General features: G+C 68.7%; 22 protein-coding genes and 4 tRNA genes. 21 read left to right on the top strand and 5 right to left on the bottom strand.

The window, feature by feature from the left end; translation table 11 throughout:
- Positions 1-177: 177 nt before the first annotated feature.
- Positions 178-261 (bottom strand) — tRNA-Tyr (locus EDD30_RS15400).
- A 150-nt stretch (positions 262-411) separates the two neighbouring features.
- On the opposite strand from EDD30_RS15400, the gene EDD30_RS15395 reads away from it, so the two are divergent.
- From EDD30_RS15395 to EDD30_RS15385, 3 genes are all read left to right on the top strand, one after another.
- Positions 412-906 (top strand): YajQ family cyclic di-GMP-binding protein, encoded by a 495-nt coding sequence (locus tag EDD30_RS15395; protein ID WP_071803274.1) that lies wholly within the window; start codon positions 412-414, stop codon positions 904-906.
- Positions 907-1,579: 673 nt separating this feature from the next.
- A complete protein-coding gene (locus EDD30_RS15390) occupies positions 1,580-1,936 on the top strand; it encodes a hypothetical protein (RefSeq protein WP_071803275.1) in 357 nt (118 codons plus the stop codon).
- A gap of 491 nt (positions 1,937-2,427) precedes the next feature.
- Complete coding sequence (locus EDD30_RS15385) at positions 2,428-3,444, top strand: hypothetical protein (RefSeq protein WP_071803276.1); 1,017 nt, start codon at positions 2,428-2,430, stop codon at positions 3,442-3,444.
- 221 nt (positions 3,445-3,665) lie between these two features.
- On the opposite strand, the gene EDD30_RS15380 is transcribed toward EDD30_RS15385, so the two are convergent.
- From EDD30_RS15380 to EDD30_RS15370, 3 genes are read right to left on the bottom strand one after another with little or no spacing between them, the layout of a single operon-like run.
- The gene (locus EDD30_RS15380; RefSeq protein ID WP_071803348.1) at positions 3,666-4,310 is read right to left on the bottom strand and encodes a response regulator; all 645 of its coding nucleotides are present in this window, start codon (positions 4,308-4,310) and stop codon (positions 3,666-3,668) included.
- A 40-nt stretch (positions 4,311-4,350) separates the two neighbouring features.
- Positions 4,351-5,610, bottom strand: coding sequence for a sensor histidine kinase (locus tag EDD30_RS39110; RefSeq protein ID WP_170047114.1), 1,260 nt, complete (start codon positions 5,608-5,610; stop codon positions 4,351-4,353).
- Positions 5,607-6,548 (bottom strand): CPBP family intramembrane glutamic endopeptidase, encoded by a 942-nt coding sequence (locus EDD30_RS15370; protein ID WP_170047116.1) that lies wholly within the window; start codon positions 6,546-6,548, stop codon positions 5,607-5,609. The genes EDD30_RS39110 and EDD30_RS15370 overlap by 4 nt, the downstream gene beginning before the upstream one ends.
- 323 nt (positions 6,549-6,871) lie before the next feature.
- On the opposite strand from EDD30_RS15370, the gene EDD30_RS15365 reads away from it, so the two are divergent.
- Both EDD30_RS15365 and EDD30_RS15360 read left to right on the top strand, forming a co-directional pair.
- The gene (locus tag EDD30_RS15365) at positions 6,872-7,174 is read left to right on the top strand and encodes a hypothetical protein (RefSeq protein WP_071803278.1); all 303 of its coding nucleotides are present in this window, start codon (positions 6,872-6,874) and stop codon (positions 7,172-7,174) included.
- Positions 7,175-7,192: 18 nt separating this feature from the next.
- Positions 7,193-8,002 carry a sulfurtransferase gene (locus EDD30_RS15360; RefSeq protein WP_071803279.1) on the top strand — a complete coding sequence of 270 codons (810 nt, stop codon included), beginning with the start codon at positions 7,193-7,195 and terminating at the stop codon, positions 8,000-8,002.
- A 24-nt stretch (positions 8,003-8,026) separates the two neighbouring features.
- On the opposite strand, the gene EDD30_RS15355 is transcribed toward EDD30_RS15360, so the two are convergent.
- Positions 8,027-8,428, bottom strand: a complete 402-nt coding sequence (locus EDD30_RS15355; protein ID WP_071803280.1) for a hypothetical protein — start codon at positions 8,426-8,428, stop codon at positions 8,027-8,029.
- A 257-nt stretch (positions 8,429-8,685) separates the two neighbouring features.
- On the opposite strand from EDD30_RS15355, the gene EDD30_RS39105 reads away from it, so the two are divergent.
- The 16 genes from EDD30_RS39105 to rpoB all read left to right on the top strand — a co-directional run bounded on the left by EDD30_RS39105 (position 8,686) and on the right by rpoB (position 22,045).
- Positions 8,686-8,841 (top strand): hypothetical protein, encoded by a 156-nt coding sequence (locus EDD30_RS39105; protein WP_170047118.1) that lies wholly within the window; start codon positions 8,686-8,688, stop codon positions 8,839-8,841.
- Between the two features lie 57 nt (positions 8,842-8,898).
- Positions 8,899-11,427, top strand: a complete 2,529-nt coding sequence (locus EDD30_RS15350) for a putative bifunctional diguanylate cyclase/phosphodiesterase (protein ID WP_071803281.1) — start codon at positions 8,899-8,901, stop codon at positions 11,425-11,427.
- Between the two features lie 100 nt (positions 11,428-11,527).
- Positions 11,528-11,603: transfer RNA gene (locus tag EDD30_RS15345), tRNA-Thr, on the top strand.
- A gap of 47 nt (positions 11,604-11,650) precedes the next feature.
- Positions 11,651-11,723, top strand: a tRNA-Met gene (locus EDD30_RS15340).
- Positions 11,724-11,847: 124 nt separating this feature from the next.
- On the top strand, positions 11,848-12,015 hold the full coding sequence (gene rpmG, locus EDD30_RS15335) for a 50S ribosomal protein L33 (protein WP_071803282.1): 168 nt from the start codon (positions 11,848-11,850) through the stop codon (positions 12,013-12,015).
- Between the two features lie 128 nt (positions 12,016-12,143).
- Positions 12,144-12,602, top strand: a complete 459-nt coding sequence (locus tag EDD30_RS15330) for a MaoC family dehydratase N-terminal domain-containing protein (RefSeq protein ID WP_071803283.1) — start codon at positions 12,144-12,146, stop codon at positions 12,600-12,602.
- A complete protein-coding gene (locus EDD30_RS15325) occupies positions 12,595-12,990 on the top strand; it encodes a MaoC/PaaZ C-terminal domain-containing protein (RefSeq protein WP_071803285.1) in 396 nt (131 codons plus the stop codon). Before EDD30_RS15330 ends, EDD30_RS15325 begins: the two co-directional genes overlap by 8 nt.
- Positions 12,991-13,128: 138 nt before the next feature.
- A tRNA-Trp gene (locus tag EDD30_RS15320) sits at positions 13,129-13,201 on the top strand.
- A 118-nt stretch (positions 13,202-13,319) separates the two neighbouring features.
- Entirely contained in the window at positions 13,320-13,697 is a 378-nt protein-coding gene (gene secE, locus EDD30_RS15315) for a preprotein translocase subunit SecE (RefSeq protein WP_071803287.1), read from the top strand.
- A gap of 27 nt (positions 13,698-13,724) precedes the next feature.
- Positions 13,725-14,462, top strand: coding sequence for a transcription termination/antitermination protein NusG (gene nusG, locus EDD30_RS15310; protein WP_071803289.1), 738 nt, complete (start codon positions 13,725-13,727; stop codon positions 14,460-14,462).
- A 77-nt stretch (positions 14,463-14,539) separates the two neighbouring features.
- Positions 14,540-15,253, top strand: coding sequence for a 50S ribosomal protein L1 (rplA, locus tag EDD30_RS15305; protein WP_071803291.1), 714 nt, complete (start codon positions 14,540-14,542; stop codon positions 15,251-15,253).
- A gap of 67 nt (positions 15,254-15,320) precedes the next feature.
- The gene (locus tag EDD30_RS15300) at positions 15,321-16,061 is read left to right on the top strand and encodes an ATP-binding cassette domain-containing protein (RefSeq protein WP_071803292.1); all 741 of its coding nucleotides are present in this window, start codon (positions 15,321-15,323) and stop codon (positions 16,059-16,061) included.
- Positions 16,058-16,756: a hypothetical protein gene (locus tag EDD30_RS15295; RefSeq protein WP_071803294.1), complete on the top strand. Its 699-nt coding sequence runs from the start codon at positions 16,058-16,060 to the stop codon at positions 16,754-16,756. Before EDD30_RS15300 ends, EDD30_RS15295 begins: the two co-directional genes overlap by 4 nt.
- Positions 16,757-17,040: 284 nt before the next feature.
- On the top strand, positions 17,041-17,586 hold the full coding sequence (rplJ, locus tag EDD30_RS15290; RefSeq protein ID WP_071803296.1) for a 50S ribosomal protein L10: 546 nt from the start codon (positions 17,041-17,043) through the stop codon (positions 17,584-17,586).
- A gap of 54 nt (positions 17,587-17,640) precedes the next feature.
- A complete protein-coding gene (gene rplL / locus EDD30_RS15285; RefSeq protein WP_071803298.1) occupies positions 17,641-18,030 on the top strand; it encodes a 50S ribosomal protein L7/L12 in 390 nt (129 codons plus the stop codon).
- Positions 18,031-18,604: 574 nt separating this feature from the next.
- Complete coding sequence (gene rpoB, locus EDD30_RS15280; RefSeq protein ID WP_071803300.1) at positions 18,605-22,045, top strand: DNA-directed RNA polymerase subunit beta; 3,441 nt, start codon at positions 18,605-18,607, stop codon at positions 22,043-22,045.
- Positions 22,046-22,091 lie beyond the last annotated feature (46 nt).

Here is a 22,091-nt window from a genome sequence, read left to right as displayed (position 1 = left end):
TGGGCCAGGAGGACGCCGCCAGGCGCCGCATCGAACGGGCGATGGACGAGCAGGCGGACGGGGGAGCGGCAGTCTGCCAGGCCGCGGAAATTCTCCGTGGATGCCCGTCAGCGGCTGGCACCCACGAATGAGGCCCCTCCCGGCCGTTCTGGCTGGTGAGGGGCCTTTCGTGCCTTCTGGTGGCGGGTAGAGGATTCGAACCTCTGTAGCTTTCGCGACGGATTTACAGTCCGCTCCCATTGGCCGCTCGGGCAACCCGCCTGGGCATCGCCGCCTCGGTGTTTCTTGGCAGCGGAGAACAGGATAGCCGTACCGGCGGCCGGTTTCGCAACCGGGTACGGTCGGCATGTCGAGGGCCCCCACCGGGCCTTCGTGGACATCGATACGTGGCCCAGCAGCAGGAGTCTGATCATGGCAGCCAGCCCGTCGTTCGACATCGTCAGCAAGGTCGACGGCCAGGAGGTGGACAACGCCTTCCACCAGGCGGAGAAGGAGCTCGGCACCCGGTTTGACTTCCGGGGGACCGGGACCACCATCGTCAAGTCGGGGGAGAACGGGGTCACCATCACCTCGGAGACCGAGGAGCGTGCCTCCGCGGCCCTCGAGGTGTACAAGGAGAAGCTGGTCAAGCGGAACATCTCCCTGAAGTCTCTCGACGCTGGGGAGCCTCGCCAGTCCGGGAAGACCTACAAGATCGACTGCAAGGTGGTCGAGGGGATCGAGGCCGACAGGGCCAAGGCGATCAGCAAGAAGATCCGTGACGAGGGTCCCAAGGGCGTCCAGGCGCAGATCCAGGGCGACCAGCTTCGGGTCACCGGCAAGAAGCGCGACGACCTCCAGGCCGTCATCGCCCTACTCAAGCAGGAGGACTTCGGGGTCGCTCTGCAGTTCACCAACTACCGCTAACGGGTGAAACGATGCCCCGGTCACAACTGCGGATCATGTCCCTGAGTTGGGCAAACGTGGTTGACCTTGGTTGTCGTTGGTCAGTGTTGGTGAACGCTGACGGCCTGGAGACGGCCTGAGAGGCCCGCAGAGCCTCAAAGCTCAGCTCACCCAATGTCATCCCGGTCGCCTGGGCTTCGCCATGCTGGGCCGCCGTCAGGGTGTCGAATAGCCCCATCGTCTGACACCCTGACGGCGGCCTGGCATCCCTTGGGCAGGCGGCCGGGATGACGCCTCACCGCGCGACCACCCACCGACCGGTCAGGTCCGCTACCGCGTCATCCTGGGAGCCTGCCTGGCCGGCTCATGTTCATCGGGGACTAGCCCGGCGGCCGGAGGGTCGTCGCCCGTTTGTAGGCCGGAAGACAGGCATCACCTGGGACGGATTCGTCATGCATCAGGGGAGGCGTGACATGGGGAAGCTGCGCAGCCGCCCGTGAGCGGCAGATGTCTGGGCTCAAGACCTGCGTGACAGTTCCGTGTCAGCACCCCGGGCGGCCGTCCCCCGTCTGCCAAGTTGTGACAGCGGTGACAGTAGGACGGGGCGGCACGGGCCGCTCGCCCGAACTAGTCTCACGCTATGGTTGAACATGTTCAAGTAGGGCGGCGTCGGGTGGGTCATGAGGCGCGGACGATGGCCGGGCTGGCGGTCCTCTACGCCGTGGTCATATCAGCCTGGCTGACTCGCCCCTACCGCGACTTAGGTTTGGACCTTTTCTTCTTCATTGTGCTCGTGCTGAGCGTCATCGCCCTACCGCTCGCATTCCGGGGCGTTCGCGGCTTCCGCATTGCGTGTCTTACCGTGGCTACGTTCCTTCTGCCATTCGGCCTGGTCCTGGCGATCGGCGGCATGTTCGCCTACTGGCCCGCGGCCGTACCACTGGCGCTGGCAGCGACTTCAGTCCCTGGGAGGCACTTTCTCCCCTCGTTGATGGTTGCGGGGTCGCTATTGGTGGCCGCGCCATGGGCATACTCCACCTGGGTCATCTAAGGCCGTTCCGCGATTATCAACTAAGGAGGAGACTGTCGGGTCGCCCGTCCCTGCCGGGCCTGGACACGCCAAGCTGAGCCGCGCAGCAATATGACGACAAGATCGCCTAGCCGGATGTGTCACCTACGTCCGAGACAAATCCGTCACACCCGTCAACAGCGTTCCGCCAACTGATCGGCGACACCTCAACGCGCCCTACGGCGCCATTGGCTGGTAGGCCTGCGCAATCACGCGGCTTCCTACCTGGCACCGTCGCGGCTCACGAGTGACTGGCCATGCTAGGCCAAGCCGGACGGAACAGGTACACGGAGAGCGAGCCAGGCCGACGATCACACCGCGTGACTTCACTCCGTCGGCCGGCGCGCACGGACGGCGCCATGAGCGTGCATTCATGCTGGAATAGCTGGTGGCCATGGGGTACCGAAGAAGGTTCCAGCATTACGCCATAAATAGGATGCCGCCTGGCTCTGTGGCCACTAGTCTCCGCGAGCGTGGAGTTCGTGTGCTGGACCGTCGATGAGTTGACTGAGGCGTGTCTGGAGGCGCTCGCCACTGGCTGCATAGAAGGCGTGCCGTTGGAGGCGGACCCGGAGGATCTGGCTTCGCAACTCAGCTATCCGAATCGACTGCTTCCCGGCCAGGCGGATGGAGGCGACCCCTACGGCCGTGCCTTCGAGCAGCGGTACTTCGCCCGGGGTCTGCACATGACGCGCGACTGGGGCTATGTCACGGCCTTCTACGTCCGTGACCACCCGCACGCGCCGTGGGAGTCCAACGGGATCACTCTCCGTGCTTACTTGATGGACGAGCCGCCCGAGTGGTCAACCGTCGCGGCGGAGCTGCGGCGGTGCGGGTTCGAGCTTGTACCCACGCCAGAGGCTCTCTCCCATCCGGACGAGTACACCGTCAGAGGGTCCGCAGTGTCGGCGAAGGTGGCGACCGGCGATGGTTATGACGCAGCGCCGCCCGGCAAGCTGATCGGCGTCACCATCAACCGGAACGTCGTGCCGCTACCGTCCCCGGACCGGCGGGGACACATCCGAAACGCCATGCGCGCCCTCGGCAAGGCAGGCGCCGGGGCTTGGCCCGACTGGCTGGCGCAGCGCGAGTTCACCGCGGACGACTACGTGGCGGTGCTGATCGCGCTCACCCGGCTCAATAGCGACCAGCCGACCCGCACCGACGAGTGGACCGCCCTGCTCACCTGGTTCTTGGAGCAGGCGCGCGAAACGAACGTCTTCCGCCGGGAGGAATGGACCTACCAGTGGGCGCTCTACGGCTCACCGTCACCTGCTGACGTGTCTCGTGCCTGCATGGCCGCCCTCCCCATGACGCTCGACGAAGCCCGGTCCATGCCGGAGAGCTGGCGTGACATCGCGCCGGACGACGCGCGCCGCGCTCGGATGACTCGGGCGCTGCTCAGTCTGGCTCGTGACGCGGCACCCAACCCGGCGGCCCTCCGAGAAATCGACCGCTGGAAACGGGAAAAACGGCCATGGATCCGGTAGGCAACATCCGCTCATCGGCTACTTCCGGACACCCTCAGCGGCGCCGGCTCAGCCACGGTCTGTGCCTGGCTCGTCAGCAGCCACGTGCTCACACGGCGGGATGAGCGGACACCGAAATCGTGATCGTTAGAACGATGATCGACAGCCCGAATAGTTGCTGGGTAACTGTGGCGCAGGCTGGCGCACTAGTGTGCCATGGGTTCGTGACTACGCCTTGAATCTCATTCCTTGAGGTACCGCAGTACCGCGAGCACCCGCCGGTGATCGGTGTCCGCTGCTGCCAGGTCGAACTTGCCGAAGATCGCGCTGACGTGCTTCTCGACCGTTCCGATGCTGATGTGGAGCAGTTGGGCGATCGCGGTGTTCGAGCGGCCCTGGGCCATCAGGTCGAGCACCTCCTGTTCGCGTGCGGTGAGCCGGTCGAGGGTGTCCCGATGCCGGTTGGCGCCGACCAGTTGCACGACGACGTCGGGGTCCAGCACGGTCTCGCCGGCGGCGACCCGGGTCAGCGCCGACATGAATGACCTGACGTTGGTGACCCGCTCCTTGACCAGGTACCCGACCCCACCCGCGCGGATGGCGAGCAGGTCGGTGGCGTACCGCGCCTCGATGTACTGGGAAAAGACCAGCACGCCGAGCCGGGGGTACGTGCGGCGCAGTTCGATGGCGGCGCGCAGGCCCTCGTCGGTGTGGGTGGGCGGCATGCGGATGTCGACCACTGCGACGTCCGGGCGGTGGTCGGCGGCCACGGCGAGCAGCGCGTCGGCGTCGGCCACCGCGGCGACGACCTGGTGTCCGTACGTGTCGAGCAGCTCGGTCAGCCCGTCGCGGAGCACCGCGGCGTCCTCGGCGAGCACGACGCGCAGGCGAGGCCCGCCGGACGAGGGGCGGCTGTGTTGTTGTGGCTCAGGCATGGTCGGGTACCTCCACGGTGACGGTGCTCGGCCCGCCCGGTCGGCTGTCGATGTGCAGTCGGCCGTCGAACGCGCCGAGGCGCTCGATCAGCCCGTCCAGGCCGGTTCCGCCGCCGAGGCGGACGCCGCCGTTCCCGTCGTCGCGTACGACCAGGCGGATCACACCGTACCGATCGGTCACGTCGACGGCGACGCGGCGGGCACCGCTGTGCTTGGCGGCGTTGTTGACCAGTTCGGTGGCGCAGAAGTACAGGCAGGTCTCGACCGCCGCGGACGGCCGGGCCGCCAGCGTGACGGAAAGGTCGACGGGCAGGGCGCTGCGGGCCGCGACGGTGTGCAGGGCGGCCTCCAGACCGCTGTCGAGGATCGGCGGATGGATGCCCTGCGCGAGGTCGCGCAGTTCGCCGATCGCGTCGGTGGCACCGCGGTGGGCCGCGTCGATCAAGGTGAGGATCCGGTCCAGATCCGGCGGCGAGGTGTCGCCGGAGAGCATGGTGCGGGCCATGTCCAACCGCATCGCCAGCGCGACGAGCTGGGGCTGGGCGCCGTCGTGCAGGTTGCGTTCGATTTCCCGGAGCCGGATCGCCGCGTCCTCGACGGCGTGCGCGCGGGTCTGCTCGAGGATCCGGATCCGGTCGGCTGGTTGCCCCCCGCCGCCGAGGAGGCCACGGATGAGCCAGGTGTCCGGTGCGACCGCGGCGCGGACCGCCCAGGGCGCTACGCCGAGCAGGAGGAGCCCGACGCCCGCCGTGGCCAGGGCCGCCGGCCACGTGTCCAGGTAGACGTCTCCCACCAGGCCGAGACCCTGCCGGCCGCGACCGTGACTGTCGGTCTGCGCCGGCACGTACGACCACCACACCGGATAGGTGAGCGCCGCAAGGCCGTACCCCCAGAAGATCAGGCTGACCACGACTGCCAGGAGCGCCAGCGGCGCCTTCACCACGCGGTACAGCAGAGCGCGCCACCCGGCCGCGTCGCGCAGCCGTTCCCAGGTCCATCCGACCGGGCCCCGCCCCGGCCTGCCCGGCCCGGGCGGTTCCACGGTGACCCCGAGCAGTCTCCGGGCCGCCGCGCGGTCCACCCTCGCCGCGGACCGTGCGGCAACCAGTGCAAGGGCCAGCACCGGCAACCCGACGAGCGTGACCGACAGGGCGGTACCGACGAACACCATCGCCGCCACCGCCACAAGGCTCGCCGCGGCCCACGGGAAGCCGGTCAACGCGTACAGCAGCTCGCCGCGGATCCGCCTCACGAGCGGGCCTCGGCGGGCCTCCGAGCACGGGTGTACCAGCAGTACCCGATGATCAACATAACCTCCAGCAGGATCGTGAGCAGATCGGTGTCCGCGTTGTGGGGACCACCGACCAGCAGCGACGGGCCGTCGAGCCGGACGTGCACCAGGGCGTTGTGGTAGTCGTCCTCGCCGGCGACCCCCACCCCGAACAGGTAGTCCTGCGCCCAGTTCCAGGCGGCGTGGAAGCTGATCGCCATCCAGAGAGCGCCGGTCCTGAGCCGGGTGAGGATCATCAACGACGAGAAGAGTACGAAGTCGAGCAAGCCGATCGCGAAGTGCAGCGGCCCCGCCGAGCCGCCGATGAAATGCCCGGACGCGAAGAGCAGGCCGGTGAGGCCGACGGCCCAGGTCATCGGCAGTCGCTCGCGGAGGTTCTGGAAGATGTACCCGCGAAAGGCCATCTCCTCGGTCGTCGCGCTCGTCGCGTAATACAAGAAACCAACGGCCAACACCCCGGTCGTTCCCACCACGCCTCGTTCGGTCAGCTCGAAGCCGGTGACCTTCGCGGAGCCGAGCGCGAGCTGCACCGCGAACCAGAGGCCGACCACCGTCACACCGGCCGCGAAACCAGCGGCGATGAAGGCGAGCTGCCGGCGATCCGGCGCGACCAGGCCGATGTCGCGCCAGCGCCGCCGGTCGACGAAGCACCGGAACATCGCGGTGACGCCGACCCCCGCACCCACCACGACGAGGTGGGCGATCACGTTGCGGACGACGGTGGGCTCCGGCCCGGCGACCAGGTACAGCACGCCCCCGTACAGCGCGAACCAGCAGACGAAGTAACCGAGGATGCGCCAGCCGGTCCGAGGGCGGCGCTCGGCATCGACAGCAAACTGTTTGATCGACATGCACAGAAAACTATGGTCGGCCGACTGATCGCAGAACCAAGCTGCCACCACCACGGACTGGGGGACAGCCCCCATCCCGACGGGTCGCCGGCATGCACGCGGGCGTGGAAGCGCCGACAACCCGTCCCCGGACCTGCCCTGGACGACACCGCCGGTGAGTTCCGCATCCGCTGCTGCCACACCCACCTCATGGCCAGCAGTGAGGCGCGTACGCGCAACGCCGTCGATCGAGCCTTCCGCTTCGTGAACCCGTCCCGGCCCGACGACGGCCCAGAAGGCGCGGAAGCGGCCGGAGCCGCAGCTTGAGGCCATGATCCGGGCAGTTCACCAACTACCGGTAAAGCACCGTCCCGCGGCGCAGACTGAGGTCCATGGACCTTGGTACGGCGACGCTCCTCGTCGGCGGCGTCATCGGGCTGTTTCTGGCCCTCTTCGGAGTGAAGATGCTGGTGACCGGCCGAGCTCCGGCGAGCACCCTGCGGAACTTCCTCCGCGTACGCGACGCCGCCCTGTATCACCTGTTGTTCGGGGCGGCGTTGCTTTTGATGGTTGTGGGGCAGAGGATTCCGAATGGGCCTGCCGGGGCCGCCGTGAGCGGTTTCGCCATCGTGCTCGTCGGGGTCGCCCTGGTGAAGTATCGGCCGCGCCGGGGCAGGCCGACGGAGGACAGCTAGCACAGCCGAGGAGCCAGCGTGATCGATCCGGTCGTCGACTTTCCGTGGGTGGCCGAGCGCGGGGACGGGGTGGTGCTGGCCGATGTCCGTTGGTATCTCGACGGGCGGTCGGGGCGCCAGGCCTACGAGAACGGTCATCTGCCCGGGGCGGTCTTCGTCGATCTGGACCGGTGGCTGGCCCGGCCGGCCTCGCCCGCCGACGGCCGGCATCCGCTGCCGGATCCCGAGGTCTTCGCCGAGGGTATGGCCGCGGCGGGCATCGGCGACGGGGACACCGTCGTCGCGTACGACGACGCGGGCGGTGTCGTCGCGGCGCGACTGGTCTGGATGCTGCGCGCCACCGGTCATGATGCCGCGCTGCTCGACGGCGGGCTTACGGCGTACGAAGGGCCACTGGTGAGCGGCCCGGCCGGCCGGACCCCCGCGGTCTTCACGCCTCGGCCGTGGCCGGGTGACCGGCTGGCCGATCTCGAGGCCACCGCCGGCGGGGATGCCGTGGTGCTGGACGCGCGGGATCGGGAGCGGTTCCGGGGCGACGCGGAGCCGGTCGATCCGCGGGCGGGGCACATTCCTGGGGCCCGCAACCTGCCCTGTCGCGAGAATGTCGACGAGCGGGGCCGCTTTCTTTCGGTTCCCGAGTTGCGCGAACGGTTCGCGGCGGTGGGTCTGCGCGACGGCAGTGACGTCGTGTCCTATTGCGGTTCCGGTGTCACCGCATGTCATAACTTGTTGGCGATGGAACATGCGGGTCTCGGCATCGGCCGCCTCTATCCGGGTTCCTGGTCGCAATACAGCGCGACCGATCGTCCCGCCGCGACGGGCGATTAACTCGGCTTCGGGAATTGTCGTGGGTCAGTCCGGGCTGCCGGCGAGCCCGCGGGCCGCGTCGGCTTCGCCGGGGTCCAGACCCTCGTAGCCCGTCCGCTCGTGCTGGCGCGTCTGCTCCTCGATCCACCGGTTGTGGGCCTCCCAGGCCGCCTGCTTGCTGGTGCCGAGGGCCGCGCCGATCTGGGTCCACGAGGCCCCGGCGGCGCGGGCGGAGCGGACCATCGCCTGACGGCCGTATCCGGCCTTGCGGCTGACCACCTCGCTGAGAGCGAGCAGCTCAAGGCTCTCCTGCTGACTCAGCGGCGGTGCATCGTCGAAGCCGTCGCCGCTCATCGCGGCGAGCGCTTCCCGCATCCTCAGCTCGTCGTAGCGCGTTGTGGCGGTGGACAGTGTGTGCAGTTGTTCCAGTTCATCAGGAGTGGTCATTTGTGTAGTGTCACGTCAAGTCAGCCTGACGTCAAGGGAGCTTGACGTTGGCACGCGAATCCACCTCGCATCTGCCGCTATTTCGGGCGCAAAGCTATCAATATTGCGGGTTGGAGTTACGTGCCCGCCTCAGCCGTTTAGCCAAGATTTCGGCATGTGCGGCTTCGACCCGCCGGTGGACGCTGTCTGACGTACTCAGCGTGTGGCACCATCATGGAACCCCCCACCCGAGCGACCTTTTCGTACGAGGAGAAAACATGTCTGCAAGGAAGCTGGGCCGCCTCGCCGGCTTGGTTTTCGTGCTCGTGGCCTTGGCCGGCGGCGTCGCCGCGACCGCGTCGAGCGAGCACGCGACCGGGGGATCGGCGATTGCTGCTTTCCAGCCCTTCTTGGGTGACATCGACTGGCAGTAGGCCCGAGCCGTTCTTGCGGACGGTACCGCCTGACGGTTCGACGACGAGGAGCGCGCAATGGCGGGGCGGTCGCAGTCGCGTCGACGTTCTCCGCAGTACGCGTGGCTCGTCACCTCGCCGCTAGCGATCTTCGCGGTCATCTGCCTGGCCGTCTACTGGTATCAGACCCCTGCCTGGTGGCATGAGTGGCCCGGCGCGCTGCTGGTGCTCGCGGCCTTTGTCGCCGCGCACGTCAGCGTGCTGAGCGTCGTCGTTCGCCGGCAGGCCTTTCTCGTCGTCCTGAACGAGATCCCGCTCATCCTCGCGATCTACTTCCTGTCTCCTCCGGCCGTCATCCTGGCCCAGACCGTCGCGAGCCTCGCGACCCAGCTCTGGTCACGGATGGACGTGACCAAACAGGCCTACAACGTCGCCAAGTCCGCGGCCCGCACGGCCGCCGCCCTCGTGGTCGTGTCCGCCCTGCCGAAGATCGACGGCGCCGGGCCGGGCACCTGGGGCATCCTGTCCGCCGGCGTGGTCACCGCCACGCTGGTGAGCTGGTTGTCCTACGCCGGAGTGATCACCGCCGTCCAGGACCGCCGAGCCGGGCAGGACGCCCTCCGGGCCGGATCCCAGACGCTCGTCACCGCGGCCATCAACATCGTGATGGGCCTCGTCTGCCTGGTCGCCCTCGATGCGACGTGGTGGGCCGCGATCCCGCTGGGTCTGCTCCTGCTCGCCCTGGCGTTCGTGCTCCGCTCCTTCGCCCGGTTCTTCCGTCAGCACCGCACCCTCACCGAGGTGTACGAGCTGACCCAGGCGATGCGCGAGCAGGGCAACGACGGCAGCCTTCCGGACATCCTGCTCAGCCGGGTCTGCGCCCTCATGCGCGCCGAGTACGCGACCCTCTGGCTGCCCGCGCTGGGGCGCCATCCCGAGGTGCTGCTGACCGCCCGGGTGGACGGCAAGGGCCTGCTGGACATCGCGCCCACCCCCACGGCAGTGCGCGAGGAGGCGCTCAAGCGAGGAACCACCGTCGCGGTCGGCGCCCGCTTCGCCGACACTGCCCACCTGCGCCCTTGTCTGCGCGACAGCGGGGTCAAGGACGTCATCGCGGTGCCATTGCGCTCGGGCCAGACCACCGTGGGCAGCCTGGAGGTCACCAACCTGCTCGGCGACGCCACGACCTTCCGCGACGCCGATGTGCAGGTGCTCGAGACGATCGCGGCCCACGCCGGCGTCGCGGTGGAGAACTCGCGGCTGGTCGAGCGGCTGCGCTTCGACGCGTATCACGACCGACTCACTTCGCTGCCCAACCGGCGGAGGGTGACCGACGCGCTCGCCGAGTCCGTCAAGGTGCGGGCGCCGGGTGAGGTGGTCGCGGTCATCCTCTTCGACGTCGACGGCCTGCGCGACGTCAACGAGTCCATGGGGCATGCCGCCGGCGACAAGCTGCTGGCCGAGGTCGCCGAGCGCCTGCGGAGCATCGCCGGGCCGGGCGCGCTGGTCGGCCGGATCGGCGGCGACGAGTTCGTGGTCACGCTGCGGGTCGAGAGCACCGAGGAGACCGTACGGCTGGCCACCGAGATGCGTGAGCAGCTCCGGGGCCCGATGATCGTCGGCTCGCTCGCCCTCGACGTGGACACGGCCGCCGGGGTGTCCCTGCACCCGGACCACGGCGACGATCCCGACGCCCTGCTGCGCCGCGCCGAGCTTGCCGCCAACTCGGCGAAGGCCCTCCCGTACGGGGTGCAGATGTTCCACCCCGCCCTGGAGTCCCGGGCGGCCCGCCGCCTCGGCCTCGCCGCCGACCTGCGGCGCGCGCTGGACGCCGGGGAGCTCGAGGTCCACTTCCAGCCGAAGGTCTCCATCAAGGACCGCCACCTCATCGGCGTCGAGTGCCTCGCCCGCTGGCAGCATCCCGCACACGGCGAGGTGTCCCCGGACGACTTCGTGGCGGTGGCCGAGCACACCGGACAGCTCCACCGGCTCACCCAGGTCGTCCTCACCGCCGGCCTGCGGCACTGCCGGGAGTGGGCGGACGCGGGACGGCCCCTGTCCATCGCGGTCAACCTGTCGGCCCGCACCCTGCTGGATCCCCGCTTTCCCGACCAGGTCCACGAGCTGCTGAAGGAGTACCGGATCCCGGCCGCGCAGGTCACCTTCGAGATCTCGGAGCCGGGGATGCTGGGTGAGATCGAGCGGGCCCTGCCGACCCTCTGCCGGCTGCGGGATCTGGGCGTACGGCTCTCGGTCGACGACTTCGGTACGGGCGCCTCGTCACTGTCCTACCTCCGCCAGCTTCCGGTGCACGAGGTGAAGATCGACGACAGCTTCGTCCAGGGCATGGCGACCGACTCGGGCGACCTGGCGATCGTGCGGGCCGTGATCGGGCTCTCCCGCGAGTTCGGCCTCACGGTGGTCGCCGAGGGGGTGGAGAGCGAGCTCACCCTGGATCTGCTGGCGGAGCTGGGCTGTGAGATCGGGCAGGGGTACTTCTTCAGCCGTCCGCTGCCGGTGGAGCGCCTCAACACGTGGCTGAGCGCGCAGACCGAGCCCGAGGAGACCCCGACCGGCGAGGTGCGGCGCCTGCGCGCCGTGGGCTGAGCCCCTGAACTGCGGTTTCGCCGCGCCGGGGTACCGATTTCACCTCGGCTGCGGGGCCGTGTAAGCTTCTCCCTGCGCAACAAAGCGAGAGATCGCGCGTGCCCCCTTAGCTCAGTCGGCAGAGCGTCTCCATGGTAAGGAGAAGGTCTACGGTTCGATTCCGTAAGGGGGCTCCACCCGGGTTCGTGATCCGCCCCTCAGGCGCGGGATTTCAGCCTGGCGCGGCGGTGTAGCTCAGATGGCAGAGCAAGCGGCTCATAATCGCTGTGTCGCCGGTTCAAGTCCGGCCACCGCTACTGGTCCGGGACTTGTCCCGGATGCCGTGCGACCCCGGGCGACGTCCGGCGTTTTGCATGTCTGCGTGGCAAGCGTCTACGCTGGTATGCCGTATGTAATCCGTGAGCAGGAAGGCACCCCGCCGTGGCCAAGGCGACCGACGTCCGTCCCAAGATCACCTTGGCGTGTACGGAGTGCAAGGACCGCAACTACATCACGCGCAAGAACCGGCGCAACGACCCGGACCGCATCGAGCTGAAGAAGTTCTGCCCCCGGGACGGCAAGCACACCTTGCACCGCGAGACCCGCTGAGCCTTCGCGAAACGGCGGTCACCCTGCACCAAGGGTGGCCGCCGTTCGCGCTTCCCGGGTGCGGCCCCAAATCTGCGCGGTCTGTGCAGGTTCTTATGCGGCGGCGTCCGACAGGGTAGTTTCCCCTCATGCCCCTCGACCCGTCTTTCGTCGGCCGTAGCTGGCCGGCCACCGAGCCCTACCTGGTGGGCCGCGAGAAGATCCGTGAGTTCGCCACCGCCATCGGCGCCACCGACTCCCTGTACCACGACCCGGAGGCCGCCCGCGCCGCCGGCTATCCCGACGTGGTGGCGCCGCCCACGTTCCCGGTCGTGATCACGATGACCGCCTCCGGCCGCCAGATCCTCGCCGATCCCGCTCTCGGCCTCGACTACCGCCGCGTCGTGCACGGCGACCAGAAGTTCGCCTACACCCGGCCGGTCGTCGCCGGCGACGCGCTGGTCTGCGTCAACAGCGTCGACGAGATCACCAGCCGGGGCGGGCACGACTTCATGACCACCCGGACCGAGGTCTCCACCGTCGACGGCGAGCCGGTCGTGACGGTGTGGTCCAAGCTCGTCCAGCGCGGGGAGGAAGACCATGGCTGAGGAACTGCCCACCCACACCTTCCGCGTCACCCGGGCCGACCTGGTCCGGTATGCCGGCGCGTCCGGTGACTTCAACACGATCCACTGGAGCGACCGCATCGCCGAGAGCGTGGGCCTGCCCGGCGTCATCGCCCACGGCATGTACACGATGGCTCTCGCCGGCCGGGCCGTCGCGGACTGGGCCGGCGCCCCGGACGCCGTGGTCGAGTACGGCGTCCGCTTCACCCGCCCGGTCCCCGTGCCGGACACAGACGAGGGCACGGAGGTCGTCGTGAGCGGGGTCGTCAAGGAGGTCACCGACGACGGGCTCACCAAGATCGACATCACCGCGACCTGCAACGGCGAGAAGGTTCTCGCCATGGCGCGCGCCACGGTCCGCAAGAGGTGACACCCGGCTAGGGCCCCGCCCCCTTCCGAGGGAGGGGGCGGGTTGGGAATCACGTACGCGAACCCGTACACTAATCCGCCGTGGGGTAAAACGACCCTGTCCTTCGCATGCGTGCGGCGGGCATGGCCGCCCTCACGTAGGGGTGTAGCTCAATTGGCAGAGCAGCGGTCTCCAAAACCGCAGGCTGCAGGTTCAAGTCCTGTCACCCCTGCGCACCGAACCCGTACGGCCCGGCGGCGGACCGCCCGGCGCGGGCCGCCGGTACGACCGTGCGCCGCGTAGGGGCGCACTGATGTGACATCCACCGACCGACGACGGAAGAGGGCGAAGTGGCCGAGAGGAAGCGACCCGGTGACGACGCTGCAGGCGACCGCCCCGAGGACGAGGCGTTCGACGACGCAGTCGCCGACGACCAGGCCCAGGACGACGTCGACGAGCCGGTGACCCACGGCGGCGGAACCGCCGTCCGGGAGCGCACGGAGAACGACGACAAGCCGAAGGCGAAGAAGGAAGGCCGGGGCGGCAACCGCATCGGCGGTTTCTTCCGCGAGGTCGTCAGTGAGCTGCGTAAGGTCATCTGGCCGACCCGCAAGGAGCTGCTGACCTACACCAGCGTCGTGATCGTCTTCGTCACCGTGGTGACCGCGATCGTCGCCCTGCTGGACCTGGGGTTCAGCAAGGCCATTCTGGCGTCGTTCGGCAACTGAAGCTGACAGTTACGGAAGTGAGCAAGCGTGCCTGAGTACGACGACGAGACCGCCCATTCCGCCGACGAGCAGTCCTCGGTGGCGACCGCGGGCGACGCCGAGTCGGTCGAGGCCGCAGCCGTCGACCCGGAGGGCGACACGCCCGAGGCGGAGGCGCCCGAGGCGGACGAGGACTACGACCCCGTCGCCGAGCTGCGCCAGAAGCTGCGCTACGCCCCCGGCGACTGGTACGTGGTGCACTCGTACGCCGGTTACGAGAACAAGGTCAAGACCAACCTCGAGACCCGGATCACGAGCCTCGACATGGAGGACTTCATCTTCCAGGTCGAGGTGCCGACCCGCGAAGAGGTCGAGGTCAAGAACGGCAAGCGCAACCAGGTCCAGGCCAAGGTCTTCCCGGGCTACATCCTGGTCCGGATGGATCTGACGCCGGAGTCGTACTCCTGCGTGCGCAACACCCCGGGCGTGACCGGCTTCGTGGGCGCGACCGACCGGGTCGACCGCCCGGCGCCGCTGTCGCTCGACGAGGTGCTCAAGTGGCTCGCCCCGGCCGTCGAGGCCGAGGAGAAGAAGGCCAAGCCCGAGGTCAAGGTCCTCGACTTCGAGGTCGGCGACTCGGTCACCGTCACCGACGGCGCGTTCGCGTCGCTGCCGGCCTCCATCTCCGAGATCAACGCCGACCAGCAGAAGCTCAAGGTGCTGGTGTCGATCTTCGGCCGGGAGACCCCGGTCGAGCTGAACTTCAACCAGGTCGCCAAGATCTGATTGAGGCAACACCCCGAGGAATTCGTGGGAGGGACGCGCATGTGCGCGTCCCGCCATCTACCACTGGAGTAAGAGAAATGCAGCGCAGCAAGGCTTACCGCAAGGCCGCCGAGCAGATCGACGCCGGCAAGCTCTACGAGCCCGCCGAGGCCGTGAAGCTGGCGAAGGAGAGCAGCCCCACCAAGTTCGACGCCACGGTCGAGGTCGCCATGCGCCTCGGCGTCGACCCGCGCAAGGCGGACCAGATGGTCCGCGGCACGGTCAACCTGCCGCACGGCACCGGCAAGACCGCCCGCGTGATCGTCTTCGCCCAGGGCGCGAAGGCCGAGGAGGCCGTCGCGGCCGGCGCCGACGAGGTCGGCACGGACGAGCTCGTGGCCCGGATCCAGGGCGGCTGGCTGGACTTCGACGCCGCCATCGCCACCCCGGACCAGATGGCCAAGATCGGCCGCATCGCCCGGATCCTCGGCCCCCGCGGCCTCATGCCGAACCCGAAGACCGGCACGGTCACCATGGACGTGACCAAGGCGGTCTCGGACATCAAGGGCGGCAAGATCACCTTCCGGGTGGACAAGCACTCGAACCTGCACCTGATCATCGGCAAGGCCTCCTTCTCGGCCGAGCAGCTCATCGACAACTACGGCGCGGTGCTCGACGAGGTCCTGCGGGCCAAGCCGTCCGCGGCCAAGGGCAAGTACCTCAAGAAGGTCACCGTCAGCACCACCATGGGTCCCGGCGTGCCGGTCGACCCCAACGTGGTCAAGAACCTGCGCGGCGAGGCTCAGGCCTGACAGTCGTCATCCACAGCGGAAGCCCCCGGGACGATCCCGGGGGCTTCTTCTGTGCAAGGCTGCCGAGGTGCGATTCGAGCAGCTCTGGTTCCGATATGCGCGCCGCGCGGAGTGGACGCTGCGCGAGGTGGGCGCCACCGTCGCGCCGGGAGCCACGGTCGTCGTCCTCGGCCGCAACGGCGCCGGCAAGTCCACCCTGCTGCAACTCGCCGCGGGTGTGCTGCGCCCGGTCCGGGGCGCCGTCCACGATCGCCCCGCCGTGGTCGGGTGGGTTCCGGAGCGCTTTCCGGCCGACCAGCCCTTCACGACGCGCCAATACCTCACCGGCATGGCGGCGCTGCGCGGTCTGTGCGGTCTCCCCCGCGATCGCGAGATCGACCGCTGGATCGAGCGCCTGGGTCTCGGCGACCACCGGCACACCCCGCTGCACACCCTCTCCAAGGGCACCGCGCAGAAGGTGGGCCTAGCCCAGGCGCTCCTCGTCACCCCGGGCCTCCTCGTGCTCGACGAGCCGTGGGAGGGCCTGGACGCGCAGACGCGCACGCTGATCCCCGAGATCGTCGCCGAGGTGACCGCCGCCGGGGGAGCGGTGCTGGTCAGTGACCACCGCGACGAGATCGCCGGCCTGAGCGACGCGACCCGCTGGATGGTCGCCGAGGGCACTCTCGCCACCGACTGGACGTCCGAGGACACCGAGGACGTGGTGGTCGAGGTCGCGGTCCGCCGCGCGGACGTCGACCGGACGGTGGCCCGGCTGCGTGCCGACGGTCACCGCGTCTTGGGCGTACGCGAGGAGCAGCCGCGATGATCGCCCTGACCCGGATGCGCCTCGCCGGCTTCCTCCGCGGCGGCCGCGTCCTCGCCCCGCTGATGGCCGGCCTGGCCGTGCTCGGCATCCTGCACGGCGGGGGACAGTCGTCGGCCGCCTCGGCTTACGGCTATTCCGCCGCCGTGCTGTTCCCCGTGTTCGCCTGGCTCACCAAGGTGGTCCTCGACACCGAGCCGGACGTCCAGCGCCGCCTCGCCCGGGTCGCGGTCGGCCCGGTCCGGGAAGCCTTCGCCGGTGCCCTGGCCGCCGTCCTGGCCGGGCTGGTGTTCTGCGCGGCGGCCCTCGTCGTCCCGCCGGCGCTCGGTGCCCTCCGAGGGCCCGATCCCGGCACCGGCGAGCCCTCCACCGCGGTCGGGGTGGGCCTGGGCATCGTCGCCCACCTGCTGTCCCTGGCGGCCGGCGTGGGTCTGGGGGCGCTGGCGAGCCGCGCGGTCACCCGCACGATCCGTGCCGGGGTCACGGTGCTCGCCGTCGGGGTGGTGCTGGGCGTGGTGCTGGGCCTGCAGGGCTCGGTCGCGCCGTGGCTGGTGCCGCCGGTGATGGCGCTCGCGCGGGCGCTCGCCGGGGTGCCGCTGCCGTCGGCCGGGACCTTCCTGCTGCTCGGCGGGTGGGCATTGACGTGGTGCACGCTGGCCTTCGCGGTATACCTGTGGCTCCGGCGGAGTCGCGCCTGATCCGGCGGCGGGGGCCGATTTGGTCTGGGGCGCGCGGCCGCGTACTCTTCGGTGTTGAAGTTCCACCCATAGACCGCTGGTCGCCGCAGTCGCCGTCTCCGGACGGGGGTCGCGGCCGAAGGTCCCGCAGCAGGCGGGCGACCCGCGCAGGATGGACGGTTTGCGATCATGCCGGCGTTTCACCGCGCCCATGCCCGCCCCGTGCGCCCTGCGCCGGGGCGTTTCTCATGTTGAGGGTCCGCGCACTACCTCCAGCGGCTCTTGAGCATTGAGAGAGGAGGGACATGGCGGACAAGCCGGTCCGGGCCGACAAGGCCACTGCCGTCGCCGAGCTCACGGAGCAGTTCCGTAACTCGTCGGCCACCGTGTTGACCGAGTACCGCGGCCTCACGGTTTCCGAGATCACTGAGCTGCGGCGCTCGCTGGGCAACCAGACCAAGTACTCCGTGTCGAAGAACACGCTCGCGAAGCGGGCGGCCAGCGACGCGGGCATCGAGGGCCTCGACGAGCTCTTCGCCGGTCCTACCGCGCTCGCCTTCGTCAGTGGCGACCCGGTCGAGGCGGCCAAGGGTCTTCGGGCCTTCGCCAAGACCCACCCCGTCCTGGTCATCAAGGGCGGCGTCTTCGAGGGCAAGGCCATCTCGGCCGCCGAGGTTGGCAAGATCGCCGACCTCGAGCCTCGCGAGGTGCTGCTGGCCAAGCTGGCCGGCGCCATGAAGGGCAACCTGACCAAGGCTGCGGGCACCTTCCAGGCCCCGCTGGCCCAGGTCGCACGCCTGGCGGCTGCACTGCAGGACAAGCGCGCGCAGGACGGTTCCGCCGAGGCCTGATCGGGCCCGCGCGGAGTGACTTACATCCACAGAAACAACGAAAGGTTGCCTGATATGGCGAAGCTCAGCACCGACGAGCTGCTCGACGCGTTCAAGGAGATGACGCTGATCGAGCTGTCCGAGTTCGTGAAGCAGTTCGAGGAGGTCTTCGAGGTCACCGCCGCCGCGCCCGTCGCGATGGTGGCCGGTGGCGCCGCCGGCGGCGGTGACGCTGCCCCGGCCGAGGCCGAGAAGGACTCGTTCGACGTCGTCCTCGAGGCCGACGGTGGCAAGAAGATCCAGGTCATCAAGGTCGTGCGCGAGCTGACCGGCCTGGGCCTCAAGGAGGCCAAGGACGCCGTCGAGGCCGCCCCCAAGGCGATCCTCGAGGGTGTCAACAAGGAGAAGGCCGAGGAGGCCAAGGCCAAGCTCGAGGGCGAGGGCGCCAAGGTCACCCTCAAGTGACCTGAGGCTTCACCGTTTTTCGCGCAACAGGCGAGGACCCGCAACGGGTCCTCGCCTGTTGTCATTGCTGTCTCAACACCGACGGACAAAAGGCGTGACCAGCAACAATTGCAGCACCAGCGCCGCTATGCCGCGTGCGGCCGGGGAAGGCACAGGTCCGACCCGCGGCACAACCCTTGACTGTGTGTCCGCCGACAGGCACGCTGACATCAGCAAGTTTCCGCGCTTGCGACAGCCGCCCTGCGGGTATGCCCGGATCTGTTCGGGTCCCGCAGACCGGCACCGATGGAGAAAAGCCGCGTTCTGAGCGGCCCCGCACCGGGCACTGACCGTGGAGGCGCAGGTCAGCAGCCGCGGGGGCACGTTCCGCAGGCTTCTTCCGGTGTGGGCTGGACAGCGGTTAGCCGAGCGGCTACACTGCTAGTTTGCGCTGCCTTCTGCCTTGAGCCCTGCAGGGACATCCATTCGGATGACTTCCTGGGGGTTCATTGGAGTGCCCAGAGCGGTAGCAGCGCAGACAGTTGCATCAGCAGCTCAGCCGCATCAGCAGCACCGGTCCTCGGAAGGACGCATCTTGGCAGCTTCCCGCCCTGCGAAGACCAGTCGTACGTCGAGCGCTTACGCTCCCCGCCGTATCTCTTTCGGCAGGATCACCGAGCAACTTGAGGTCCCCAACCTTCTCGCCCTCCAGACGGAGTCCTTCGACTGGCTAGTGGGTAACGAGGCGTGGCAGGCCCGATCGACGGACGATCCGCACGCCCTCTCGGGCCTCGCAGAGATCCTCGAAGAGATCAGTCCCATTGAGGACTTCTCCGGCACAATGTCGCTGTCCTTCTCCTCTCCGCGCTTCGACGAGGTCAAGGCCTCGATCGAGGAGTGCAAGGAGAAGGACCTGACCTACTGCGCACCGCTGTTCGTGACCGCGGAGTTCACCAACAACACCACTGGCGAGATCAAGAGCCAGACCGTGTTCATGGGTGACTTCCCGATGATGACCCCCAAGGGGACGTTCATCATCAACGGCACCGAGCGCGTCGTGGTGAGTCAGCTCGTCCGCTCGCCGGGCGTCTACTTCACGAAGGAGCCGGACAAGACCTCCGACCGCGACCTCTCCAGCGTCAAGGTCATCCCGAGCCGGGGTGCCTGGCTCGAGTTCGACATCGACAAGCGTGACACCGTCGGCGTCCGCATCGACCGCAAGCGGCGCCAGGCCGTCACGGTCCTGCTCAAGGCGATCGGCTGGTCGGCGGACCAGATCCGCGAGCGGTTCGGCTGGTCCGAGCTGCTCATGACGACGCTCGAGAAGGACCACATCGCCGGGCAGGACGAGGCCCTGCTCGACATCTACCGCAAGCTGCGCCCGGGAGAGCCCCCGACCCGGGAGAACGCGCAGACCCTGCTGGACAACCTCTTCTTCAACCCGAAGAGGTACGACGTCGCCAAGGTCGGCCGCTACAAGTTCAACAAGAAGCTGGACATCGACGTCCCGATCGTCCGCGGCACCCTCACCGAAGAGGACATCGTCAAGACCGTGGACTACCTTTGCCGGCTGCACGCCGGTGAGGAGGGCTACGAGGCCGACGACATCGACCACTTCGGCAACCGGCGCCTGCGTACGGTCGGCGAGCTGATCCAGAACCAGGTCCGCGTCGGCCTGTCCCGCATGGAGCGCGTCGTCCGCGAGCGCATGACCACGCAGGACGTCGAGGCGATCACGCCGCAGACGCTGATCAACATCCGCCCGATCACGGCGGCGATCCGCGAGTTCTTCGGCACTTCGCAGCTGTCGCAGTTCATGGACCAGACCAACCCGCTGGCGGGCCTGACCCACCGGCGGCGGCTGAGCGCGCTCGGCCCCGGTGGTCTCTCTCGGGAGCGGGCCGGCTTCGAGGTCCGTGACGTGCACCCGTCCCACTATGGCCGGATGTGCCCGATCGAGACACCGGAAGGCCCGAACATCGGCCTGATCGGTGCCCTTTCGACCTTCGCACGGGTGAACCCGTTCGGTTTCGTCGAGACCCCCTACCGCAAGGTGGAGAACGGCCGCGTCACCGACGAGGTCCACTACCTGACCGCGGACGAGGAAGACCGGTTCATCAAGGCGCAGGCGAACGCGACGCTCGCCAGCGACGGCACCTTCGCCGAGGACCGCGTCCTGGTCCGCCGGAAGGGCGGTGAGGTCGACTACGTGCCCGGCACCGACGTCGACTACATGGACGTCTCGCCGCGGCAGATGACCTCCGTCGCGACCGCGATGATCCCGTTCCTCGAGCACGACGACGCCAACCGCGCGCTCATGGGCGCGAACATGCAGCGTCAGGCCGTGCCGCTGGTCAAGGCGGAGGCGCCGCTGGTCGGCACCGGCATGGAGTACCGTGCCGCGGTCGACGCCGGTGACGTGGTCGTGGCCGAGGTCGGCGGCGTGGTCGAGGACCTGTGCGCCGACTATGTGACGGTGCACCAGGACGACGGCCACCGCCGTACCTACCTGCTGCACAAGTTCCGCCGCAGCAACGCCGGCTCCTGTGTCAACCAGAAGCCCGTCGTCTTCGAGGGCGACCGGGTCGAGGCCGGCCAGGTCATCGCCGACGGCCCGTGCACCGACGAGGGGGAGATGGCCCTCGGCCGCAACCTGCTCGTCGCGTTCATGTGCTGGGAGGGCCACAACTACGAGGACGCGATCATCCTGTCGCAGCGCCTCGTCCAGCAGGACGTCCTCACCTCGATCCACATCGAGGAGCACGAGGTCGACGCCCGCGACACCAAGCTCGGCCCGGAAGAGATCACCCGCGACATCCCCAACGTCAGCGAGGAAATGCTCGCCGACCTGGACGAGCGCGGCATCATCCGGATCGGTGCGGAGGTCGTGCCCGGCGACATCCTGGTCGGCAAGGTCACGCCCAAGGGCGAGACCGAGCTGACCCCCGAGGAGCGCCTGCTGCGCGCCATCTTCGGTGAGAAGGCCCGGGAGGTCCGGGACACCTCGCTGAAGGTGCCGCACGGCGAGACCGGCACGGTCATCGGCGTCCGCACGTTCTCCCGCGAGGACGGCGACGAGCTGCCTCCGGGCGTCAACGAGCTGGTCCGGGTCTACGTCGCCCAGAAGCGGAAGATCCAGGACGGCGACAAGCTCGCCGGCCGCCACGGCAACAAGGGCGTCATCTCGAAGATCCTGCCGGTCGAGGACATGCCGTTCCTGGAGGACGGCACCCCGGTCGACATCGTGCTCAACCCGCTCGGTGTGCCCTCGCGTATGAACATCGGCCAGGTCCTGGAGACCCACCTCGGGTGGATCGCCAAGACCGGCTGGCAGGTCGACGGCGAGGACGCCGACTGGAAGCGGCAGTTGAAGGCGATCGAGGCGCACGAGTCCCCGGCGGACTCGAACGTCGCGACCCCGGTCTTCGACGGCGCGCAGGAAGAGGAGATCAAGGGTCTCCTCGAGTCGACGCTCGTCAACCGCGACGGCAAGCGGCTGGTCAACGGCGACGGCAAGGCGCAGCTCTTCGACGGTCGCTCCGGCGAGCCGCTGCCCGACCCGATCTCCGTCGGCTACGTGTACATCCTCAAGCTGAACCACCTGGTCGACGACAAGATCCACGCTCGTTCGACCGGCCCGTACTCGATGATCACGCAGCAGCCGCTGGGTGGTAAGGCGCAGTTCGGTGGCCAGCGGTTCGGCGAGATGGAGTGCTGGGCGATGCAGGCCTACGGCGCGGCCTACGCGCTGCAGGAGCTGCTCACCATCAAGTCCGACGACGTCCTGGGCCGCGTGAAGGTCTACGAGGCCATCGTCAAGGGCGAGAACATCCCGGAGCCGGGTATCCCGGAGTCCTTCAAGGTGCTGCTCAAGGAGCTGCAGTCGCTGTGCCTCAACGTCGAGGTGCTCTCCAGCGACGGCGTGGCCCTGGAGATGCGCGAGACGGACGACGAGGTCTTCCGGGCTGCGGAAGAACTCGGCATCGACCTGTCCCGGCGCCCGAACGAGGGCGTCAGCAGCGTCGAAGAGATCTGACGGACGGTATCCCCGGGGGTGACAACTCCCGGGGATACCCCCGCCG

Origin of the sequence: Couchioplanes caeruleus, assembly GCF_003751945.1 — a bacterium.
Classification (GTDB): domain Bacteria; phylum Actinomycetota; class Actinomycetes; order Mycobacteriales; family Micromonosporaceae; genus Actinoplanes; species Actinoplanes caeruleus.
Note: the sequence above shows the minus strand (reverse complement) of the source record. Positions and strands in the feature narration are given on the sequence as shown.

Bases quoted from the DNA above. Each gene is read 5' to 3' on its own strand.
- EDD30_RS15395 (WP_071803274.1), top strand. From the start codon at position 412: ATGGCAGCCAGCCCGTCGTTCGACATCGTCAGCAAGGTCGACGGCCAG.
- EDD30_RS15390 (WP_071803275.1), top strand. From the start codon at position 1,580: ATGGCCGGGCTGGCGGTCCTCTACGCCGTGGTCATATCAGCCTGGCTG.
- EDD30_RS15365 (WP_071803278.1), top strand. From the start codon at position 6,872: ATGGACCTTGGTACGGCGACGCTCCTCGTCGGCGGCGTCATCGGGCTG.
- EDD30_RS15355 (WP_071803280.1), bottom strand. From the start codon at position 8,428: ATGACCACTCCTGATGAACTGGAACAACTGCACACACTGTCCACCGCC.
- EDD30_RS39105 (WP_170047118.1), top strand. From the start codon at position 8,686: ATGTCTGCAAGGAAGCTGGGCCGCCTCGCCGGCTTGGTTTTCGTGCTC.
- EDD30_RS15350 (WP_071803281.1), top strand. From the start codon at position 8,899: ATGGCGGGGCGGTCGCAGTCGCGTCGACGTTCTCCGCAGTACGCGTGG.
- EDD30_RS15330 (WP_071803283.1), top strand. From the start codon at position 12,144: ATGCCCCTCGACCCGTCTTTCGTCGGCCGTAGCTGGCCGGCCACCGAG.
- EDD30_RS15325 (WP_071803285.1), top strand. From the start codon at position 12,595: ATGGCTGAGGAACTGCCCACCCACACCTTCCGCGTCACCCGGGCCGAC.
- rplA (WP_071803291.1), top strand. From the start codon at position 14,540: ATGCAGCGCAGCAAGGCTTACCGCAAGGCCGCCGAGCAGATCGACGCC.
- EDD30_RS15295 (WP_071803294.1), top strand. From the start codon at position 16,058: ATGATCGCCCTGACCCGGATGCGCCTCGCCGGCTTCCTCCGCGGCGGC.
- rplJ (WP_071803296.1), top strand. From the start codon at position 17,041: ATGGCGGACAAGCCGGTCCGGGCCGACAAGGCCACTGCCGTCGCCGAG.
- rplL (WP_071803298.1), top strand. From the start codon at position 17,641: ATGGCGAAGCTCAGCACCGACGAGCTGCTCGACGCGTTCAAGGAGATG.